The organism is Ensifer sp. B1-9, assembly GCF_050474445.1.
GTDB lineage: Bacteria > Pseudomonadota > Alphaproteobacteria > Rhizobiales > Rhizobiaceae > Ensifer.
Genome location: NZ_JBCHVG010000005.1, coordinates 188,617 through 207,059, shown reverse-complemented (window position 1 = coordinate 207,059; position 18,443 = coordinate 188,617). Strand labels below are relative to the sequence as shown.

Genomic DNA, 18,443 nt, shown 5'->3' with positions numbered 1-18,443 from the left:
CGCAATCAAGAAAGCGTAAAACCCGGAGGCGAGAGCGACCTTGTCAAGCGCTCCGCGCGACGCACCTTGGCGTCTTGTTAACACCCTGATGCCTATGATGACGCCGATCCAACAGGAACCGAGCCGCCTGGATGTTCGAACGTTTCAACATCGCCGTTCTCTTGCCGTGCTACAACGAAGCCTCGACCATCGGGCAGGTCGTTCAGGGTTTCCAAGCGGCGCTGCCGACGGCCCGCATCTACGTCTACGACAACAACTCGACGGACGGCACGGCGCTGAAAGCCATGCTTGCCGGCGCAACCGTCGTGCGCGAACGCCGGCAGGGCAAGGGGCACGTGGTGCGCCGGATGCTCGCCGATATCGATGCCGACATCTATGTCATGGCCGACGGCGACAGCACCTACTGCCCGACGGATGCGGAAGATCTCGTACGCACCCTGATCACCGAGCGCGCCGACATGGTCGTCGGGACGCGACGCGGCGTTCATGACGATGCCGGCAGACAGGGGCACGCCCTTGGGAACCGCCTCTTCAACCTTCTCTACCGATCGATGTTCGGCACGGACTTCAACGACATTTTCTCCGGCTATCGCGTCTTCTCGCGGCGGTTCGCCAAAAGCTTCCCGGCCGTTTCCAACGGCTTCGAGATCGAGACGGAGATGTCGGTCCATGCCTCGCGGCTGAAACTGCCGGTCGCTGAACTCGAACTCGATTACGGCCGGCGGCCCGAAGGCTCCCATTCCAAACTCTCGACCTTCAGGGACGGCGCCAAGATCCTCTGGACCTTCGTGATGCTGATGAAGGAAACGCGGCCGTTCACCTTCTTCGGCCTCATAAGTCTCGCTTTCCTGGTGGCCAGTTCAATTTTCATGACGCCGGTTCTGCTCGAATATTTCGCAACCGGGCTCGTGCCCCGCATGCCCACCTGGGTCTTCTCGCTGGCCCTTCTCCTGGTCTCGATCATGATGTTCACGGCCGGTCTGATCCTCGATTCGGTCTCGCGCGCCCGCACCGAGCAGCTTCGGCTGCACTATATTGCGACGCCCGCACGGGCCGCGCTGGCTGAGAGCTTGAATGCGGGCATCGCTCCCTCCCCGTTCGACGGCCAGGAAACCGGCCCACAGCCAACACCACGGATTGTTCGGGGACGCCGCGGATGAACCGGGAAACAACCAACCGCATACGCTTCATCATCGAAGACGTCATCCCGCCGATCCTCCGGGATTCGCGGCTTTTCAAGGGCATGGCCAGCCTCGCCTGGGGCAAGCATATCGCGCATCTTGCCGATTTTCGCGCGCGTGCGCCGTTCCTGTCGGCGCGCGAATACGAAGATCTCTACCGGCTGCATCCGAGGGTGCATGAGGGAACGGACAATTCCGAAGCCTGCGTCCGCAGGATCGCGGCAAGCGTCGTCGGCGACAGCGTCTGCGACGTCGGTTGCGGAACCGGCGTTCTGTTGAAGCGTATCCGAGAGGCCAATCCGGGTCTTCGGCGCCTCACGGGCGTCGACTTCGCCATCGACGATGCGGCCCGGATCGAGGGCGTAGAGTATCACGCGGCGATGATCGAGGAGCTGCCGTTTGCCGATGGCGAGTTCGATACCGTCGTCTGCACGCATGTCATCGAGCATATTCTCGACTATCGCAAGGCGATCTCCGAGCTTCGCCGGATCACCCGCCGGCGCCTGATCATCGTCGTGCCGCGCGAGCGCGAGTATCGCTACACGTTCAACCCGCACTTCAATTTCTTTCCCTACACCCACTCCTTCCTTCGCGCGATGCATCCGGTTCCAGCCGAACACGAGTGCATCGATATCGGCCGCGACATCTTCTATCGCGAAGACAAAGCTCTGGCAGTGTGAGGCGTGGCGATGAATCTCAATCTGGCGCCCACCGTCTGGTTCGGGCTGTTTTTCACACCGGTGCTGATTTCGGCCGGACAGATCCTCTTCAAGCTGACGAGCGCCAAGACCGGCGACGCCAACGCTCACGGGCTGCTGGCGCTCGCCCTCAGCCCAACGTTGCTCACGGCATTGGCCGTCTATGGCGTCGGCACGATCATCTGGATCTTCACGATCAAGTCCGTGCCGCTGACGATCGCCTATTCGTTCATGGCGCTGACATTCTGCCTCGTACCGCTGCTTGCCGCCGTCTTCCTCGGCGAGGCCGTGACGTTGCGCTACGCCCTCGGTGCCGCGCTGATCATCAGCGGCATGATCATCATCAATTCGTAAGGGTGCCCGGGACCATGATCGTCACCGCTTCCTTTCTCCTCGGCATCATCACATGCGGACTGTGCTCGCCGCGTCTCTGCCTTTTGGTCGGTGCGGTCCTGCTGGGCTTGGCTGGCGTCAGCGGCAACTGGATCCAAGCGGCAGCGGCAATCGGCGGCTACAATATGGGTCTCGCGCTTACGCTCTGCGGCGCCATCGCCATCGGCCTGCAGCGCGACAGCCAGTAACGCTCACCCCTTCCGCTCGAAAAACGCCTTGGTCTCCTCGTCCGCGGGGAAGAAGGATTCGATCAGCACGCCTTCCACCAAGGCATCCTGGGTCGAGCCGAAGGTCTGCAGCGTGGTGATGAAGCTCAAGCGCAGACCGCCGACATCGAGCTCGATCGGCAGCACGGGCAGGCGGTCGGTGTCGGGGTGGTTTTCGATCGCCCGCTCGACCATCGGGTTCGAGGCGGCCTTCTCCAGGCGTTTACCGAGGCGGCTGCGCGGCCCCTGCAGCCAGGCCTCGGTGCGCACGCGCTGTACGAGGTCAGCCGCCGCGGCCTCCCAGTTGACGACCAGCTTGCGAGTGTTTTCGTGACCGAGAAAGGTGTCGAGGAAGTTTTCTCCAGGCTGGAACGGAATGTCGGCAGCCACGGCCAGGCTCGCCAGCGCCGGGTTGACGACGAGCAGCGTGTATTCATGGTCGAGTACCAGGCCGGGATAGGGATCGTGGCGGGCCAATATGAGCCTGATGGCATTGGCGACGGCTGGCGGCATGGCGTCCAGCCCTGCGGCCGGACGCGTCGCCATGCGCGGCCGATAGCCGGCTGCCGAAAACAGCGTTCCCTGGTCGCGCGCCGGAATATCCAGCACCGAGGCCAGCCGCAGAATCATGCCTTCCGACGGTTTCGAGCGACCGGTTTCGAGGAACGACAAGTGGCGCGCCGAGATGCCGGCAGCGCCCGCGAGATCGAGCTGGCTCATGCGGCGATGGCCACGCCATTCCTTCAGATGTTCGCCAAATTGCATATGCCTGTTTTCTCCATTTGCCCGACAGAGTGACGTGCATGCCAAGTAAAATCCATTACCTCAGAGGTAATTGGTTCGATGACGTCATCAGAGCAATATCCGGCCAACGACAAACGGATGGAGCCGAAAATGAACCTCTCGAACCGCAGCCTGCTCAACAAGACCTTCCTCGCCGACGGCGCATTCTCGCTGGTCGCCGGCGCCATCCTGATCCTCGACGCGGCCCCCTTGGCCGCGCTGATCAGCCCCGCCGCAATACCTGCCATGATGAAGGCGCTCGGCATTGGACTGCTGGTCTGGGGGATCTTTCATCTCTCGGCGGCGCGCAATGGCGGCCCCGTAACGGCAGCGGCGCGCATCAGCATTGCCGGTGACGTGCTCTGGCAAGTGGCGAGCCTGGCGCTGCTGTGCACGGCCTATGCCGACCTTTCTGCCGCCGGCATCGCGCTCGTCGTGATCGGCATGATCGGTGTCGCCGACTTCATGTTGTTCAAGCGGCGGGGACTGGCGCGAGAGCGCGCCGCGATTGCCTGACGATAGTCTCAAGAGATCAGGAAGGAGGTCGACCGGCCATGCCGGCGGGCCTCCTTGCATTCTTCGACCGGCTCAGATGGTCTCCCAGCCGTCCTTGGCGCTGGCGCGGTAGATCGCGTCGATGAATTTCTGGTTGAGGCGCGAATTCTCGAGCGTCACCACTTCCTCAGGTTCGCCGTTGGCGGCGCGCGCGAAGGCTTCCGCCTGGAGCTTGTACTGGCGCGCATCCTGGAAGCGGAAGAGCTGCGACTGGGCGTGGTTCTGATTGGTGAGCTCCACCTCCTCACGGCCGTAGCGGTCGGCGTTGAAGGGCGATTTCACCTCGATGAAGCCCTTGTCGCCGTGGAAGACCATGATCTGGCGGGCGGCGAGCTGGGTGGAGATATAGAAGCTCAGCTCGAAATCGCCGAAGTCTGCCCGCACGCTCGAATAGATGTCGGTGCCGAATTCCGGATCGCGGTCGGTGTTTGCCTGAACCCGCACCGGCTCGTGGCCAGTGACGAAGCGGGTGGTGATCGTCGGATAGACGCCGATATCCGGCAGGCCGCCGCCACCGAGCGCGGGAATGTTGCGCATGTTGTTGGGGTCGCGGTTGAAATAGGTGAAGGCACCCTGGACGTGGCGCAGACGGCCGATCGCGCCTTCGGCCAACAGCGCGCGCACCTTGCGCCAGACCGGGCTGTAGGTGACCATGAAGGCTTCGGCGACCAGAACCCCATTGCGATCACGCGCGGCGATCAAGGCGTCGATCTCGGAGGCGCGCAGCGCGATCGGCTTTTCGCAGAGCACATGCTTGCCGGCATTGGCGGCCTTCACCGACCATTCGACGTGCTGTGCCGTCGGCAGCGGAATATAGACCGCATCTATGACGTCGGAGGCCAGCATGTCCTCATAGGAGCCGAAGGCATGCGGCGCGGAGAAGCGATCGGCCATGGCCCGGGCTTTTGCGAAGTCGCGGCTGGCAACGGCGGAGACGACGCAGTTTTCCGCATCCTGAATGGCTGGCACAACGAGGTCGCGGCCGATCTTGGCCGTGGACAGAATTCCGAAACGTAACATGGCGGCGCTCCCTGATTTTTGTGGCCGAGACTACTGCATGTTTCCTTAAATTTCCTGCAATTTAAGGATAAAAACATGCAGCAACTCAAAGTGCTACAGCGACCTTAGCGCGTCTAAAGATGCGCGGCGCTGCAGCGCCGAGGTACGTACCTATCAAGCGGTTGATATCGTCCCGACCGAGATTCCCGTTTCGCAGAAAAAAGCCGGCAACCGGGTGACAATATCAGCTTTTCCGCCCTATCTTTCCCTTCGCAATCCTCCCGATCGCGATATGCTTCCATCCCTTCCAATGGAGCGAACCCATGGAAAAACTGAGACTTGGCCGCACTGACCTGGAAATCGCGCCACTTGTCTTCGGCGGCAATGTCTTTGGTTGGACCGCCGACGAAAAGACGTCTTTCGCCCTGCTCGATGCCTTCTTCGACGCCGGCTTCAACACCATCGATACCGCAGACGTCTATTCCTCCTGGGCGCCCGGCAACCAGGGCGGAGAATCCGAAACGATCATCGGCAAATGGCTGAAACAATCGAAGCGATCGCGCGACAAGGCAGTCATCGTCACCAAAGTCGGTTCCGAACTCGGGCCCGACCGCAAGGGACTTTCGCGCCGCTGGATACTGCAAGCGGTCGAAGATTCGCTGAGGCGGCTGCAGACCGACCATATCGACCTTTATCTCTCTCACTGGCCGGACCCGGATACGCCCTATGAGGAGACGCTTGCGGTTTATGACCAATTGCTGTCCGAAGGCAAGATCCGCAACATCGGTGCCTCCAACCTGAATTCGCTGCAACTGCGCGAGGCGCTCGACATATCCGCGACCCACGGCCTGCCGCGTTATGCGGTGCTGCAGCCGGAATACAATCTCTACGACCGCGACGCCTTCGAGGGACCGCTGCGCGATCTCTGCATTTCGGAAGAGATCGGCGTGATCACCTATTTCGGACTGGCGCGTGGTTTCCTGTCGGGCAAGTACCGAACACACAAGGACCTTGAGGGCTCAGCGCGCGGCAGCGGCGTCGAAAAATACCTCGACGGACGCGGCATGCGTATCCTTGGCGTGCTCGACGATATTGCCGCCGAAACCGGTGCGACCCAGGCAGAAATTGCGCTCGCCTGGGTCCGGACGCGCAAGGGCGTCACGGCACCGATCGCCAGCGCCACGAACCTCGCGCAATTGCAGAGCCTCATTCGCTCCGCCGATCTCAAGCTGTCGGATGACGCGATCCAGCAACTCAACGATGTCGGCGAATAACGGGAGAAAACCCGGCACGATGGCATTCGACGGTACGCGCTGCGGCCGGTGGCGACGACGCGACCGGCGTCGGCTCTACTCCCGGACCGACGAGCATGTGCGCTACCAGGTCAGTTTCGGCGCATTCCGCAAATCCGGAAATCCGGCATAGGCCTCGGCATGGCTGCCGCCCTGGTTGGCCATGCCGGCCTTCGTCAGGACGCCGCGCGGCTGCACGAAGCTCATGATCCGGCGCGCCGGCCGCTCGTGCCACTGGATGTTGAAAGCCCAGAGCTTCGGGAAGAAGCAGAGCGAGGCATAGGGCAGGTGGTCGTGGATCCACCAAGCGATCGACTGCCAGCCGCCGATCTCGCCGCGCCGGTCCCAGACCCAGGGGATGACGATGCAGGCGGTGGCGCCGATACATCCGTCGGCGTCGCGCATGTCCCAGATATGGTCGGCGGCCGAAGCGGCATTGGTCGAACAATTGAGACCATTGACGTTGCCGAAACCGTTGACGGCGCGATTGCGGTAGCCCGAGCGAATGACGATGCGGCCGAAGGTCGCTTCCAGCGGCTCCAGCAATTCTTCGCAGAGGCGTCGCCCCGCCTCGATCGCGAGATCCGGATCATCAGGGATGTTCGGGATGCGGTGGAAATCCGCGATCTCCGAATGCAGGAACTCGCGGAAGAAGAAGTTCCGCGAGAGCCGCACGCGGCCGAGATCTTCAAGACCTTTCATCGATCCGGGCTTCTTCATCGTCTTCCTTTCTCATCCGCACAAACGGAGTGCGCGAACCAATGGCATTCCAGATCCGGCCCAACCGCGCCACCCGATTCCAGAGCCTCTGCTATCCGCTATGCCGGAAGAAATCGATGAAGGCGCGTAATGCCGGTCGCATCTGCCTGCGGCTCGGATAATAGAGATAGGGACCGGCATAGGGTGCGCACCAGTCTTCCATGACACGCTCCAGCTGTCCTTCGGCGATCGCGGTCTCGACCCGGGAGCGAAAGAGATACGCAAGGCCAGCGCCGCCGATCGCCGCCTTGATGATCGGCCTGTCCTCGCCGAGGATCAACGGGCCTTCGACCGATACCGTCAGTTCCTCGCCGTCCTTCTCGAACTCCCAGCGATAGAGCGTGCCATTGGAGAAGCGCCGGCGGATGCAGCGATGCTGAGCGAGATCGCGCGGATGCTGCGGCCGGCCGTGGCGCTCGAAATAGTCGGGCGACGCGACGACGGCACTTTCGAGCTCCGGCCCGACCTTCACCGCGATCATATCGGCTTCCAGGCTTTCGCCGAGCCTGATGCCGGCGTCGTAGCCCTCTTCGACGATGTCGGTGAAGCCGTCCTCGTTGGCGATTTCCAGGACGATCTCGGGATAGAGGTTCAGGAAGGCCCCGAGCCGGGGCGCGAGGATGAGATCGGCGGCAAACCGCGGCGCCGTGATGCGCAGGTTGCCGGCGGGACGCTCGCGGGCATCGGCGGCGGCTTCCAATGCATGGGCGATCTCCTCCAGTGCCGGCGCCAGCCGTTCGAGCAGCCGGCGCCCCTCCTCAGTCGGCGCGACGCTGCGCGTGGTGCGCGCCAGAAGGCGGATACCGAGGCTCGCTTCGAGGCTACTCACGGCATGGCTTACCGCTGATGGCGCCACGCCCAGTTCTCGGGCGGCCCCGCGAAAGCTGCCATGGGCGGCGACGGCGGCCAACACCGCGAGTTGGGAAAGCTGCGTTCTGTTCATTGATCGAAATAATAGAACAGCCTGTGAGAATTGACAGTGATTTTCAGCCGCCGCGCACAGCCCTATTCTTCAGTCGTCGCCAACGTCGGATCGAAGCCAGGAGTTCGCCGCGTTGGCACGGAGGAGCCGTCGCTCGCCTATACGGAGCGCATCGGCGGCACCCACCATCACAATTCACGCCTCGGATGATAGACGTGCCCTCCCCGCGCGCTGGTTCCGATGCGTGGCAGCCAGACAAGGAAACGACATGAAGACCCGCAAACTCGGGAATGACCTCACCGTCTCCACCATCGGCCTCGGATGCATGGGCATGAGCTTCGCCTATGGCGCCACGGACGAGGCGGAATCGATCCGCACGCTCCACCGCGCGGTCGATCTCGGCATCACCTTCTTCGACACGGCCGAAGTCTACGGCCCGTTCGAGAACGAGAAACTGCTCGGCAAGGCGCTCGGCCCCCTCCGCGGCAAGGTGACGATCGCCACGAAGTTCGGCTTCCGCATCGAAGCTGGCGCGCCAGCAGCCCAGGCGATCAGGGGCGTCGACGGACGGCCGGAGCATGCGAAGGCTGTGGCTGAGGCCTCGCTCAAGCGGCTCGGCACCGATGTCATCGACCTCTACTACCAGCATCGTGTCGATCCGGAGGTGCCGATCGAGGATACCGTCGGCGCCATGGCCGAGTTGGTGCGCGAGGGCAAGGTGCGGACGATCGGCCTTTCGGAAGCAAGCGCCGCCACCATCCGCCGGGCCCACAAGGTTCATCCGATCGCCGCTGTTCAAAGCGAATACTCGCTGTGGTCACGTGACCCGGAAGAAGACGTGCTTGCCACCTGCCGCGAACTCGGCATCGGCTTCGTGCCCTACAGCCCGCTCGGGCGTGGCATGCTGACCGGCGCCCTGCGCAAGGCCGAAGATCTCGAAGCCGACGATTTCCGACGCTCGCTGCCGCGTTTCCAGGCGGAGAATTTCGACGCCAATGTGCGGCTCGTCGAGACACTCCAGACGCTGGCCGAGGAAAAGGGCGTCACCGCCGCTCAACTCGCGCTCGCCTGGGTCGTCAACCAGGGCGATTTCATCGTGCCAATCCCCGGCGCCCGCAAGCTCGACCATCTGGAGCAGAATGCTGCTGCCGTAGACATCACCCTCACGGCCGAGGAATCCCGCCGTCTCGCCGACGCTCTCTCTCCGGCATTGGTCGCCGGGAAGCGCTATACGGACGCCTCGCTGGCGCTCACCAACCGCTGAGCGAGAGCGTTTCCCGGTGAAGCGGAGTCGTGGAAACGCTCTATCTCTTTGTTTCCACCGCACTTCCTGACGGAAAACCGCTTCGCACTTTTCCTGGAAGTGCCTTGTTTCCAGCGCACTTCCTGACGGAAAACCGCTTCGCACTTTTCCTGGAAGTGCTTTGTTTCCACCGCACTTCCTGGCGGAAAACCGCTTCGCACTTTTCCTGGAAGTGCTCTATTCCTCCCCGCCTTCCGTGAAGGGCGGGGAGCTCCCCATCGAAATTCCGACCGGACGCACTACCTCTCAACCAACGGCAACGAATCCGGAGGAGCGGGAATGTCCGACGAGCAGGCGATCAGCGCAGTGGTGCACCTCTATGTCGACGGCATGGCCTTTGCCAACGAGGGCGCTCTGCGCAAGGCGTTTCACCCCGATGCGGCGATTATCGGCAACTACAACGGCGCGCTCGAATGGACGACGCGCGAAGGCTTCATCAAGACGATCGTCGAGGCGGGGGCTGCGCCACCCGGAACCCAGCCGGAGATGGACGTGCAGAAGATCGATATCACCGGTGATGCCGCAACCGTGAGAGTGATCGACAGTTTCGCCGGCGAACGCTATTCCGACCATCTGGCCCTGGTGAAGATCGACGGGCGCTGGGTGATCGTCAACAAGGTCTTCCACCAGCATGCGTCATGATGGCAATCCCGCAGAAAACCAAGGCGACGGGTAGGCTCATCAGCATCGACCATATCCAGCTTGCCATGCCGGCGGGCGCCGAGCCGGCGGCACGCGGCTTCTACGGCGGTCTCCTCGGCCTCATGGAGGTAGCGAAGCCGGCCAATCTTCTCGCGCGCGGCGGCTGCTGGTTCGAGCAGGGCGATATCCGCGTGCATCTCGGCATCGACCGAGACTTCAGGCCGGCGCGCAAGGCGCATCCGGCTTTCCTCGTCGACGATCTCGACCGCCTGACGCTGCGGCTCGAACCGGCCGGCGTGACGATCGCCGAGGACGAACCGCTTGCCGACTACCGCAGATGTTATGTCGACGATCCGTTCGGTAACCGTATGGAATTGATGCAGCGCCTGGACTGAGTTCGAACGAAAAAGGGCCGCTGCAATCCAGCGGCCCTTTCGGTTGAGTGCTTGCCCAGGGTCACGCCCGGAGTACGCCGCCCGTCGATTTCGTCACATTGGCGACGATCTTGGCGGTGAGCGCCTCGAAGTCCTCGTCGGTCAGGGTGCGCTCGACCGGCTGGATGGTGACTTCGATGGCGATCGACTTCTTGCCTTCGCCGAGCGAAGCGCCTTCGAAGACGTCGAAGACGCTGACGCCCGTCACCAGCTTGCGGTCGGCGCCCGAAGCCGCGCGCAGGATGGCGCCGGCTTCCACCGTCTTGTCGACGACGAAGGCGAAGTCGCGCTTCACCGCCTGGAACGGCGAGAGATCGAGCGCCGGCTTGGTGCGTGTCGCCTTCTTCTTCGGTTCCGGCATGGCGTCGACATAGATCTCGAAGCCGCACAACGCGCCCGAAACGTCAAGCGCTTCCAGCGTCTTCGGGTGGAATTCGCCGAAGGAGCCGAGAACGATCTTCGGCCCGAGCTTGATCGTGCCGGAACGGCCCGGATGATACCAGGCGGGACCGCCCGGCTCGAACTGGACATTGCCCATTGGCACGCCGCAGGCTTCGAGTACGGCAATCGCGTCCGCCTTGGCATCAAAGACGTCGACCGGCTTGCCACCACCCTTGGCCGCATTCGACCAGAGACGGCCGGCGCCGTTCAGCGAGGCCGTGCCGCGGCGGATGCCGCCGGCAACGCGGCGCTGGGTCTCAGGCGTATCGCCCTCATAGGTGCCGGAGACTTCGAAGATCGCGACGTCGCCGAAGCCCTTGTCGGCATTGCGCTGGGCAGCCGTCAAGAGGCCCGGCAGCAGCGACGGGCGCATGTCCGACATGTCGGAGGCGATCGGATTGGCGAGCTTCAGCGCCGGCGCACCGCCGCCGAAGAGCTTCGCCTGTTCCTCGGAGATGAACGACCATGTGACCGCTTCCAGCATGCCGCGGCTTGCAAGTGCGCGCTTGGCAAGGCGGGTGCGGATCTGCAGCGTCGTCAGGATCTTGCCGTTGACGGTGCCGTGGCTCGGCAGCGGAGCGGCGACGATGTTGTCGACGCCGTGGATGCGCATGACCTCTTCGACGAGGTCGGCCTTGCCGTCGACGTCCGGTCGCCAGGACGGTACCGAGACCTTGAACCGGTCACCGGAACCTTCGACGCCGAAGCCGAGCTTCTTCAGGATCGAGATGCTCTCTTCCGAGGAAACCTCGAGGCCGGTCAGGCGCTTCACTTCGGAAACCGGGAAGTCGACGATCTTCGGCGTGTGGCCGGCATAACCGACCACTTCCGCCTTGGCCGCCGTGCCGCCGCAGAGTTCAAGAACCAGCTCCGTGGTACGCTCGAGGCCCGGCACCATGTATTCCGGATCGACGCCGCGCTCGAAACGGTAGCGCGCATCGGTGATGATGCCGAGCGTGCGGCCGGTCTTGGCGATGTTCATCGGATCCCAGAGCGCCGACTCGATCAAGACGTCGGTGGTGTTCTCGTCGCAGCCGGAGTGCTCGCCGCCCATGACGCCGCCGATCGATTCGATCGCCTTTTCATCGGATATGACGACGTTGTTGGGGCCGAGCTTGTATTCGCGCTGGTCGAGCGCCAGCACGGTTTCGCCTTCCTTGGCGCGGCGGACCGTCAGGTTGCCCTCGACCTTGGCGGCGTCGAACACGTGCATCGGCCGGCCCTGATCGAAGGTCATGTAGTTGGTGATGTCGACCAGTGCGTTGATCGGGCGCAGGCCGATCGCCAGCAGGCGCTGCTGCATCCACTTCGGCGACGGGCCGTTCTTGACGCCGCGCACCAGGCGCAGCGAGAAGCCCGGGCAGAGATGCTTGTCTTCGCCGAGGTCGAGCGTGAGCTTCACCGGTGTTTCGCCTTCGACGGCGAAGGACGGCGCCTTACGCGCCTTGAGCGTGCCGAGGCCAGAGGCGGCGAGGTCGCGCGCAATGCCGTAGACGCTGGTGCAGTCCGGCCGGTTCGGCGTGAGGTTGATCTCGATTATCGGATCGTCGAGGCCGGCATAGGCGGCATAACTCGTACCGACGGGCGCATCGGCAGGCAGGTCGATGATGCCGTTGTGATCGTCGGAGATCTGCAGCTCCTTTTCCGAGCACATCATGCCGCGGCTTTCGACGCCGCGGATGGTGCCGACGGCAAGCGTCACGTCGATGCCGGGCACATAGGTGCCGGGTGCGGCAAAGGCGCCGACGAGGCCGGCGCGCGCATTCGGCGCACCGCAGACGACCTGGATCGGAGCGCCCGAGCCGGTGTCGACCATCAGCACGCGAAGCTTGTCGGCATTCGGATGCTGCTCGGCCGAGACGACCTTGGCGATGACGAAGGGCTTGAAGGCGGCCTTGTCGTCGACGTCTTCCACTTCGAGCCCGATCATCGTCAGGCGGGCGCAGATTTCCTCGAGCGTAGCGTCGGTTTCAAGGTGGTCCTTGAGCCAGGAAAGCGTGAATTTCATGATTTCACCTGTATCCTCGAGCATTTCCGGCTTAAATCGAAGCGCAGAAACGCTCTATCCCTTTGTTTTTCGCATTTCCGGACGGAAAACCGCTTCGCACTTTTCCTGGAAATGCTCCTTTCTGCGCGATCAGGCCGAAAGACCGCCGAACAGCGTCGGCATGTCGAGCGGGCGGAAGCCGTAATGGGTCATCCAGCGAACATCGGCGTTGAAGAAGTCGCGCAGGTCCGGCATGCCGTATTTCAGCATGGCGATGCGGTCGAGGCCCATGCCCCAGGCGAAGCCCTGGTACTCGTCCGGATCGAGCCCGCCCGCGCGCAGGACGTTCGGATGCACCATGCCGCAGCCGAGGATCTCCATCCAGTCGGTACCTTCGCCGAACTTCACGATCGGGCCGGAGCGGTCGCACTGGATGTCGACCTCGAAAGACGGCTCGGTGAAGGGGAAGAAGGACGGACGGAAGCGCATCGTCACCTGATCCACCTCGAAGAAGGCCTTGCAAAATTCTTCCAGCACCCAGCGCATGTTGGCGACATTCGCCGCCTTGTCGATCACCAGGCCTTCGACCTGATGGAACATCGGCGAGTGAGTGGCGTCGGAATCCTGGCGATAGGTCTTGCCGGGGATGATGATGCGGATCGGCGGCTGCTCAGCTTCCATGGTGCGGATCTGTACCGGCGAGGTATGCGTGCGCAGCACCTTGCGCTCACCCTTCTCATCGGGATTGAAGAAGAAGGTGTCGTGCATCTCGCGGGCCGGATGGCCCTCGGGGAAGTTCAGCGCGGTGAAATTGTAGTAGTCGGTCTCGATATCCGGGCCTTCGGCGATCGAGAAGCCCATGTCGCCGAAGATCGCAGTGATCTCGTCGACGATCTGGCTGATCGGGTGAATGCGGCCGCGTTCGGCCGGTGACGAGCGGACAGGAAGGCTGATGTCGACGGTCTCGCGTGCCAGGCGCTCGGCGATCGCCTGGTCCTTCAGTGCCGCCTTGCGGGCGGCAATCGCCTCGGCGACCGTGTTCTTCAACGCGTTGATCTGGGCGCCGCGGGTCTGGCGTTCCTCGGGAGTCATGGTACCGAGCGTCTTCAGGAGCTCGGAGATCGAGCCCTTCTTGCCAAGCGCATTGACACGCACCGCCTCGATCGATCCTTCATCGTCGGCGGCATGGATATCCGCCAGCAGTGTCCGTTCCAGTGTTTCCAGTTCGCTCATTCTGTCCTGCCTCGATGCGGGAATAGGTTCGGTTCTATATCGGCTCTACTGCATGTTTTCTTCAATCGCACCGATTAAAGGTCAAAAACATGCATCACTTCAAAGTGCTACAGCGACCTTTGCGCGTCTGATAAGACGCGCGGCGCTGTAGTCTTCAGGAATGTGATCGCGCCGCGGTCGCGAAGAATGCCGGTGCAAAGACGCAAGCACGACCAAGCTGGAGGCCGGGCCGAAGCATCGTCGGATGAGGGAACCGGGGCAGTTCCTTTCGAAGGTCTCGCACGTTCATCTCGCGAAATAAGAAAAACCCGCGCCAGCCCTGCCAGCGCGGGTTTCCCAACGAATTTTAAGTACGGTTTTGGGAAAACGCTGGCTTAACGGACAGCGCTTTCAAACTCGTTTGCCGTGCCGGCTTCCTTGAGATAGGCAAGCGCCTTCTTGGAAGCTTCGACGAGGGCGCCGAATGCTGCCGGCTCATGGATCGCCATGTCGGACAGAACCTTGCGGTCGACTTCGATGCCAGCCTTGTTCAGGCCGTCGATGAAGCGGCCGTAGGTCAGGCCGAATTCGCGGACGGCAGCGTTGATGCGCTGGATCCAGAGAGCGCGGAAGTTGCGCTTGTTGACCTTGCGGTCGCGGTAAGCGTACTGCTTCGAACGATCAACCGCTGCCTTGGCGGCGCGGATGGTGTTCTTGCGGCGGCCGTAGAAACCCTTGGCTGCCTTGAGCGTCTTCTTGTGCTTGGCGTGGGCGGTAACGCCGCGTTTTACACGTGCCATGTCATGATCTCCTTAACGTATCCGATGTGCCTGAAAGTCTTAGAGACCGTTCGGCAGGTAGTTCTTGACGACCTTCTTGCCGTCGGGCTCGGCGAGAACCATGGTTCCACGCGCGTCGCGGATGAACTTGTTGGTACGCTTGATCATGCCATGGCGCTTACCAGCAGCCGCTGCACGAACCTTGCCGGTCGCGGTGATCTTGAACCGCTTCTTGGCAGACGATTTCGTCTTCATCTTGGGCATTTTGCTACTCCATTGTTTTTTAAAATGCGAAACGAACAGACGAGGCTCGTTTCCAGCGTTAAGAACGGCCACGGCATGCCCTGCCGGACCGTTCGGACGGGGGCTTATAACCGCACATCCGGAAAAGCGCAACTGCGGAATCGAAGATGGGCCGCGAGCCGTGGCTGAATACGCCCCACCATTGTCCGACGCATCGCGAACACGTTGTCCCTAGGCGGGACCGCGCGGTCGCCGACGGCCACCACCGGTGTCGAATGTCAACACGGCCTCGAGGCCGCCCAGCGACGACTGCCCGAGCGACAGCACTGCGCCATAGGCATCGGCGATATCGGCGCTGATCGCAAGTCCGAGGCCGGTGCTGGCGGCGTGATTGCCCTCAGTATCCTCGCCATGGGCGCCGCGGCGCAGGACCTGTTCCCGGTCCCCTTCGGCAACGCCGGGGCCGTCGTCGCCAACGGCAATGCGCACACGACCGTCAGCCGCTTCCGCCGAGAGCCGGATGCGGGTCCGCGCCCATTTCGCGGCATTGTCGAGCAAATTGCCGAGGCATTCAGCCAGGTCGGCCGGATCGAGGTCAAGCGAGATCGACGGATCGATCTCGACTTCCCAGACGACATTGCGCTCGGCCGTTATCGGGCGCAGGACGTTGACCAGCTTGCCGCCGAGGCTGGCGATCGACGTGGTTGCCATGCGCTCGACGCCCATGCGGGCCGCCTGAAGCTGGCGATCGGCGCGCTGGCGCACCAGATCGACCTGCTCGAGTGCGATCCGCCGCTCTTCCCGCGGCAGGCTCTCGGCAAGCTGGGCAATCACGGTCAACGGCGTCTTCAGGCCGTGGGCAAGATCGCTGGCACGGGCGCGCGCCTGCGCCAGAGCTGCCTCGCGCTCGGAAAGCAGCAAATTGATCTCGGCGATCAGCGGCTGCACCTCGGTGGGGCCGGCCGAGCCAAAATCCTTCTCTTCGCCGGAACGAACGCGGGCGGCCTGCTCGCGCAAGCGGACCAGCGGCGAAAGTCCGACGGCACCCTGTAGAAACGCAGCACCGGCGAGCACGAAGGCGGTTGCCACCAGCATCAGCCGGATCTGGCTGTGAAAGGCGGCCAGCGCATCATCGAGTTCGCCGCGCGCAAAGCCGGCGGCAACGGAGAACCGTCGCGCATCCGGCCCCTCACCGAAAGTCAGCGTCTGCTGGTGGACCAGCACAGATGCCCCGTCCGGACCTTCTACCTCCAGGAAGCCGAGGTGGTGGGGCGCCGACGGCCGATCGCGGTCGATCACCGTGTCCCATAAAGAGCGCGAACGGATGGGCGCGCCGTTGTCGCGCGTAATCTGCCAGTAGCGTCCGCCGGCAGGCAGGTTCAGCCGCGGATCAGCAGGCTCGCGCGGCAGGACGATTTCGCCGTCACGCACCGCCACCTGGGCGGCAATCGTATCGACCAGCGTCGCCATTTCCGCGCGATAGCGGCCGACGACGTAATCGGTAAAAAGCCTGCTCAGGGAGAGCCAGACCACCAGCAGCACGAGGCCTATGGCGATCGATGCGCCGATAGCAAGCCTCAGCCGCAGCGAACGGATCATGCCGGGCCATCCGGCAGAACGTAACCGAAGCCGCGCCGAGTCTCGATCGCGCCGCTTTCCGTCTTCTTGCGCAGCCGGGCGATCATCGCTTCGACGGCGTTCTTGGCCGCATCGTCATCGCGTCCCTGAACATGGCTCGCCAGTTCAAGCGGTGTGACGACCTGGCCCTTGCGCTCCACGAAGAGCGCGACCATCCGGTATTCGAGCGGGCTGAGTTCGAGCGGCTCTCCATCGAATGTCACACGGCGCGTCGCCTCATCGAGCGTGAAGCGCCCGGCTGCGCGTACCGAGGTGACGCGAGGGCCGGCACGCCGCAACAGAGCTCTCAGCCGCGCCAGCAGTTCCTCCGCTCGAAAAGGCTTCGGCAGATAGTCGTCCGCACCGGCATCGAAGCCATCGACGCGCTCCATCCAGGAGCCCCGCGCCGTCAGGACCAGGACCGGCGTTTCCAGCCCGGCCTGACGCCAACGCTTGAGGATCGACAGCCCGTCCATGCCCGGCAGGCCGAGGTCGAGGATGATCGCGGTATAGTTTCCGCTTTCCCCTCGCTCCCAAATGTCCGGGCCCAGGGCGAGCGTATCGACGCCATAGCCCTCCGCCTGCAGCCTGCCTGTCACGTGGGCTGCGATGTTGGGATCGTCCTCCGCCAGAAGAATGCGCATGCCGCCCTCAGAAACCGAAGATATTCATGAATTTTCCGGTGCGCGCGTTGATGCGCAGGTTGCGGATCGTCCCCTGCCGGTCGCGCGTGCGCAGCCGGTAAACCTCGCTGCTGCCGGAGCCTCTGAGATCAACGCCGATGACCCTGCCATACTTGTCCTCGTCGACGAGCCGGAGAACATCCTTCAACGGCAGAATGTCGCCTTTCTCGACCGCGGCGCGCGCGCGCTCCTGGTCGCTGCGGCGATTGCCGCCGGCCGCGGCGCCAGCGCTTTCGCCGTCATCGTCGTCATCATCGCCGTTGCCACCGCCCTTGTTGCCGCGATCGTCATCGTGGTCATCGTCGCCGCCCTGGTCACCACCGCCGCTGCCACCGCCGCCATGCGAACCACCGCCGTTACCGGAATCGCCATCCTCGGCCAGGGCGCCCAAGCGGCCGGGCTGCGGCGCAAGCGAAAGCAGGAGCGAACAGCAGAAGAGCGCAATCAGGTCTCGTCGTGTCATCGCCATGGCGCCATCCGGTCGCGATCGCCTCTTCGATTTGGGTTCAGGGTCATTTTCCTAAGCTTAGCGCATCTCGAGGCCGGCCCGCGAGGGAGCGCCCACGGGGTGTCAGCCTACGCCAGCCGTCGCCACAACGCCAGTTGCGCGCATACCCCCAGCGCCACGTTGGCACGGGGGCATGCGCTGGCCGGGTCGAGCCGCCGGGCGGGCTGGTGGCGGTCGACCTTCGCTCCGGCGCATGGTGCGGGGCTAATGCGCCGGGCAAATTCCAAACAGATCAGGGCGCCGGCCTGATGGAAACGCTGGTGATCGGTCCTGGGTTACGGCGGAAATCACCGCGGTGCGGCTCCACCGTCACGACGCGAACACCATGTTCGAATTCCACTTCGACCTCGAGCACACGGCCGAGATCGTCGACGGCGATCAGCGACCCGTCGCGCAGGCCGCGAAGGCTTTCTTCGGACACGCGCAGTTCGACCTCGGGACGATCGCGGGCATCCCGGAAATCGTCGTCGTTGAAATCATCGCCCTCGCCGTCGTCATCCCGATCAACGTCATGCCGATCGTTGTCGTCGCGATCATCGTCATCGCGATCTTCCGACCCGTCGTGACCGCGGCCACCGTGATCATCACCGCCACGATCGTCGCCTTCATCGTCATCGGCGAGGGCTGCCGTCGAGAACGGATGCGCAGGACCACTTGCGATTACCGACAGGCCGATGGGCGCTGAAACGAGGCTGCAGAGACCGACCGAGGAAACAAGCAGGGCTTTTCGCAGCGCTGAACTCATCATCTCCAGTCCTTGTCCCGTTGCCGACGCACGAAGAATGGCATCCGTTTGCTGACAGATC

At 63.2% G+C, this 18,443-nt stretch carries 22 protein-coding genes; 11 read left to right on the top strand and 11 right to left on the bottom strand.

The window, feature by feature from the left end; translation table 11 throughout:
• Positions 1-131 precede the first annotated feature (131 nt).
• From ACQ5BM_RS10965 to ACQ5BM_RS10950, 4 genes are read left to right on the top strand one after another with little or no spacing between them, the layout of a single operon-like run.
• A complete protein-coding gene (locus ACQ5BM_RS10965) occupies positions 132-1,160 on the top strand; it encodes a glycosyltransferase family 2 protein (protein ID WP_429810807.1) in 1,029 nt (342 codons plus the stop codon).
• Positions 1,157-1,861 carry a class I SAM-dependent methyltransferase gene (locus ACQ5BM_RS10960; protein ID WP_429810806.1) on the top strand — a complete coding sequence of 235 codons (705 nt, stop codon included), beginning with the start codon at positions 1,157-1,159 and terminating at the stop codon, positions 1,859-1,861. Before ACQ5BM_RS10965 ends, ACQ5BM_RS10960 begins: the two co-directional genes overlap by 4 nt.
• A 9-nt stretch (positions 1,862-1,870) precedes the next feature.
• On the top strand, positions 1,871-2,233 hold the full coding sequence (locus ACQ5BM_RS10955) for a transporter (protein ID WP_429810805.1): 363 nt from the start codon (positions 1,871-1,873) through the stop codon (positions 2,231-2,233).
• Between the two features lie 14 nt (positions 2,234-2,247).
• Positions 2,248-2,460, top strand: coding sequence for a hypothetical protein (locus ACQ5BM_RS10950; RefSeq protein ID WP_429810804.1), 213 nt, complete (start codon positions 2,248-2,250; stop codon positions 2,458-2,460).
• A gap of 3 nt (positions 2,461-2,463) precedes the next feature.
• Here ACQ5BM_RS10950 and ACQ5BM_RS10945 read toward each other — a convergent pair whose 3' ends face one another.
• On the bottom strand, positions 2,464-3,243 hold the full coding sequence (locus ACQ5BM_RS10945) for a helix-turn-helix domain-containing protein (protein ID WP_429810803.1): 780 nt from the start codon (positions 3,241-3,243) through the stop codon (positions 2,464-2,466).
• 78 nt (positions 3,244-3,321) lie between these two features.
• Between ACQ5BM_RS10945 and ACQ5BM_RS10940 the strand changes: the two genes are divergently transcribed.
• Positions 3,322-3,777, top strand: coding sequence for a hypothetical protein (locus tag ACQ5BM_RS10940; RefSeq protein ID WP_429810802.1), 456 nt, complete (start codon positions 3,322-3,324; stop codon positions 3,775-3,777).
• Positions 3,778-3,849: 72 nt separating this feature from the next.
• Here ACQ5BM_RS10940 and ACQ5BM_RS10935 read toward each other — a convergent pair whose 3' ends face one another.
• Positions 3,850-4,836 (bottom strand): Gfo/Idh/MocA family protein, encoded by a 987-nt coding sequence (locus ACQ5BM_RS10935; protein WP_429810801.1) that lies wholly within the window; start codon positions 4,834-4,836, stop codon positions 3,850-3,852.
• 302 nt (positions 4,837-5,138) lie between these two features.
• On the opposite strand from ACQ5BM_RS10935, the gene ACQ5BM_RS10930 reads away from it, so the two are divergent.
• The gene (locus ACQ5BM_RS10930) at positions 5,139-6,089 is read left to right on the top strand and encodes an aldo/keto reductase (protein ID WP_429810800.1); all 951 of its coding nucleotides are present in this window, start codon (positions 5,139-5,141) and stop codon (positions 6,087-6,089) included.
• A gap of 102 nt (positions 6,090-6,191) precedes the next feature.
• Here the strand turns inward: ACQ5BM_RS10930 and ACQ5BM_RS10925 are convergent, their stop codons facing one another.
• Together ACQ5BM_RS10925 and ACQ5BM_RS10920 are read right to left on the bottom strand one after the other, a co-directional pair.
• Positions 6,192-6,827 (bottom strand): hypothetical protein, encoded by a 636-nt coding sequence (locus ACQ5BM_RS10925; protein ID WP_429810799.1) that lies wholly within the window; start codon positions 6,825-6,827, stop codon positions 6,192-6,194.
• Between the two features lie 91 nt (positions 6,828-6,918).
• Positions 6,919-7,809: a LysR family transcriptional regulator gene (locus ACQ5BM_RS10920; protein ID WP_429810798.1), complete on the bottom strand. Its 891-nt coding sequence runs from the start codon at positions 7,807-7,809 to the stop codon at positions 6,919-6,921.
• A gap of 36 nt (positions 7,810-7,845) precedes the next feature.
• Here ACQ5BM_RS10920 and ACQ5BM_RS10915 point away from each other — a divergent pair, with 36 nt between their 5' ends.
• From ACQ5BM_RS10915 to ACQ5BM_RS10900, 4 genes are all read left to right on the top strand, one after another.
• Positions 7,846-7,998 (top strand): hypothetical protein, encoded by a 153-nt coding sequence (locus ACQ5BM_RS10915; protein WP_429810797.1) that lies wholly within the window; start codon positions 7,846-7,848, stop codon positions 7,996-7,998.
• 58 nt (positions 7,999-8,056) lie between these two features.
• On the top strand, positions 8,057-9,052 hold the full coding sequence (locus ACQ5BM_RS10910) for an aldo/keto reductase (protein ID WP_429810796.1): 996 nt from the start codon (positions 8,057-8,059) through the stop codon (positions 9,050-9,052).
• Between the two features lie 318 nt (positions 9,053-9,370).
• Positions 9,371-9,733: a nuclear transport factor 2 family protein gene (locus ACQ5BM_RS10905; protein WP_429810795.1), complete on the top strand. Its 363-nt coding sequence runs from the start codon at positions 9,371-9,373 to the stop codon at positions 9,731-9,733.
• Positions 9,733-10,128 carry a VOC family protein gene (locus tag ACQ5BM_RS10900; RefSeq protein WP_429810794.1) on the top strand — a complete coding sequence of 132 codons (396 nt, stop codon included), beginning with the start codon at positions 9,733-9,735 and terminating at the stop codon, positions 10,126-10,128. The genes ACQ5BM_RS10905 and ACQ5BM_RS10900 overlap by 1 nt, the downstream gene beginning before the upstream one ends.
• 61 nt (positions 10,129-10,189) lie before the next feature.
• Here the strand turns inward: ACQ5BM_RS10900 and pheT are convergent, their stop codons facing one another.
• The 7 genes from pheT to ACQ5BM_RS10865 all read right to left on the bottom strand — a co-directional run bounded on the left by pheT (position 10,190) and on the right by ACQ5BM_RS10865 (position 17,598).
• The gene (gene pheT / locus ACQ5BM_RS10895; RefSeq protein WP_429810793.1) at positions 10,190-12,616 is read right to left on the bottom strand and encodes a phenylalanine--tRNA ligase subunit beta; all 2,427 of its coding nucleotides are present in this window, start codon (positions 12,614-12,616) and stop codon (positions 10,190-10,192) included.
• Between the two features lie 129 nt (positions 12,617-12,745).
• The gene (gene pheS / locus ACQ5BM_RS10890; protein WP_429810792.1) at positions 12,746-13,828 is read right to left on the bottom strand and encodes a phenylalanine--tRNA ligase subunit alpha; all 1,083 of its coding nucleotides are present in this window, start codon (positions 13,826-13,828) and stop codon (positions 12,746-12,748) included.
• A gap of 374 nt (positions 13,829-14,202) precedes the next feature.
• Positions 14,203-14,607, bottom strand: a complete 405-nt coding sequence (rplT, locus tag ACQ5BM_RS10885; RefSeq protein ID WP_012710091.1) for a 50S ribosomal protein L20 — start codon at positions 14,605-14,607, stop codon at positions 14,203-14,205.
• A gap of 39 nt (positions 14,608-14,646) precedes the next feature.
• A complete protein-coding gene (gene rpmI / locus ACQ5BM_RS10880) occupies positions 14,647-14,850 on the bottom strand; it encodes a 50S ribosomal protein L35 (RefSeq protein WP_077962740.1) in 204 nt (67 codons plus the stop codon).
• A 210-nt stretch (positions 14,851-15,060) separates the two neighbouring features.
• Positions 15,061-16,428, bottom strand: a complete 1,368-nt coding sequence (locus ACQ5BM_RS10875) for a sensor histidine kinase (protein ID WP_429810791.1) — start codon at positions 16,426-16,428, stop codon at positions 15,061-15,063.
• Positions 16,425-17,090: a response regulator transcription factor gene (locus ACQ5BM_RS10870; RefSeq protein ID WP_429810790.1), complete on the bottom strand. Its 666-nt coding sequence runs from the start codon at positions 17,088-17,090 to the stop codon at positions 16,425-16,427. The genes ACQ5BM_RS10875 and ACQ5BM_RS10870 overlap by 4 nt, the downstream gene beginning before the upstream one ends.
• Positions 17,091-17,097: 7 nt before the next feature.
• Positions 17,098-17,598, bottom strand: a complete 501-nt coding sequence (locus tag ACQ5BM_RS10865) for a PepSY domain-containing protein (protein WP_429810789.1) — start codon at positions 17,596-17,598, stop codon at positions 17,098-17,100.
• 364 nt (positions 17,599-17,962) lie between these two features.
• On the opposite strand from ACQ5BM_RS10865, the gene ACQ5BM_RS10860 reads away from it, so the two are divergent.
• On the top strand, positions 17,963-18,322 hold the full coding sequence (locus ACQ5BM_RS10860) for a hypothetical protein (protein ID WP_429810788.1): 360 nt from the start codon (positions 17,963-17,965) through the stop codon (positions 18,320-18,322).
• Positions 18,323-18,443: the final 121 nt, after the last annotated feature.

Excerpts from the sequence above, each read along its gene's own strand:
- ACQ5BM_RS10945 (WP_429810803.1), bottom strand. The coding sequence starts at position 3,243 with ATGCAATTTGGCGAACATCTGAAGGAATGGCGTGGCCATCGCCGCATG.
- ACQ5BM_RS10965 (WP_429810807.1), top strand. The coding sequence starts at position 132 with ATGTTCGAACGTTTCAACATCGCCGTTCTCTTGCCGTGCTACAACGAA.
- pheS (WP_429810792.1), bottom strand. The coding sequence starts at position 13,828 with ATGAGCGAACTGGAAACACTGGAACGGACACTGCTGGCGGATATCCAT.
- ACQ5BM_RS10930 (WP_429810800.1), top strand. The coding sequence starts at position 5,139 with ATGGAAAAACTGAGACTTGGCCGCACTGACCTGGAAATCGCGCCACTT.
- ACQ5BM_RS10940 (WP_429810802.1), top strand. The coding sequence starts at position 3,322 with ATGACGTCATCAGAGCAATATCCGGCCAACGACAAACGGATGGAGCCG.
- ACQ5BM_RS10955 (WP_429810805.1), top strand. The coding sequence starts at position 1,871 with ATGAATCTCAATCTGGCGCCCACCGTCTGGTTCGGGCTGTTTTTCACA.
- ACQ5BM_RS10875 (WP_429810791.1), bottom strand. The coding sequence starts at position 16,428 with ATGATCCGTTCGCTGCGGCTGAGGCTTGCTATCGGCGCATCGATCGCC.
- ACQ5BM_RS10860 (WP_429810788.1), top strand. The coding sequence starts at position 17,963 with ATGTTCGAATTCCACTTCGACCTCGAGCACACGGCCGAGATCGTCGAC.
- rpmI (WP_077962740.1), bottom strand. The coding sequence starts at position 14,850 with ATGCCCAAGATGAAGACGAAATCGTCTGCCAAGAAGCGGTTCAAGATC.
- ACQ5BM_RS10865 (WP_429810789.1), bottom strand. The coding sequence starts at position 17,598 with ATGGCGATGACACGACGAGACCTGATTGCGCTCTTCTGCTGTTCGCTC.
- ACQ5BM_RS10950 (WP_429810804.1), top strand. The coding sequence starts at position 2,248 with ATGATCGTCACCGCTTCCTTTCTCCTCGGCATCATCACATGCGGACTG.
- ACQ5BM_RS10910 (WP_429810796.1), top strand. The coding sequence starts at position 8,057 with ATGAAGACCCGCAAACTCGGGAATGACCTCACCGTCTCCACCATCGGC.
- ACQ5BM_RS10870 (WP_429810790.1), bottom strand. The coding sequence starts at position 17,090 with ATGCGCATTCTTCTGGCGGAGGACGATCCCAACATCGCAGCCCACGTG.
- rplT (WP_012710091.1), bottom strand. The coding sequence starts at position 14,607 with ATGGCACGTGTAAAACGCGGCGTTACCGCCCACGCCAAGCACAAGAAG.
- ACQ5BM_RS10960 (WP_429810806.1), top strand. The coding sequence starts at position 1,157 with ATGAACCGGGAAACAACCAACCGCATACGCTTCATCATCGAAGACGTC.
- ACQ5BM_RS10935 (WP_429810801.1), bottom strand. The coding sequence starts at position 4,836 with ATGTTACGTTTCGGAATTCTGTCCACGGCCAAGATCGGCCGCGACCTC.
- ACQ5BM_RS10900 (WP_429810794.1), top strand. The coding sequence starts at position 9,733 with ATGGCAATCCCGCAGAAAACCAAGGCGACGGGTAGGCTCATCAGCATC.
- pheT (WP_429810793.1), bottom strand. The coding sequence starts at position 12,616 with ATGAAATTCACGCTTTCCTGGCTCAAGGACCACCTTGAAACCGACGCT.
- ACQ5BM_RS10905 (WP_429810795.1), top strand. The coding sequence starts at position 9,371 with ATGTCCGACGAGCAGGCGATCAGCGCAGTGGTGCACCTCTATGTCGAC.
- ACQ5BM_RS10925 (WP_429810799.1), bottom strand. The coding sequence starts at position 6,827 with ATGAAGAAGCCCGGATCGATGAAAGGTCTTGAAGATCTCGGCCGCGTG.
- ACQ5BM_RS10920 (WP_429810798.1), bottom strand. The coding sequence starts at position 7,809 with ATGAACAGAACGCAGCTTTCCCAACTCGCGGTGTTGGCCGCCGTCGCC.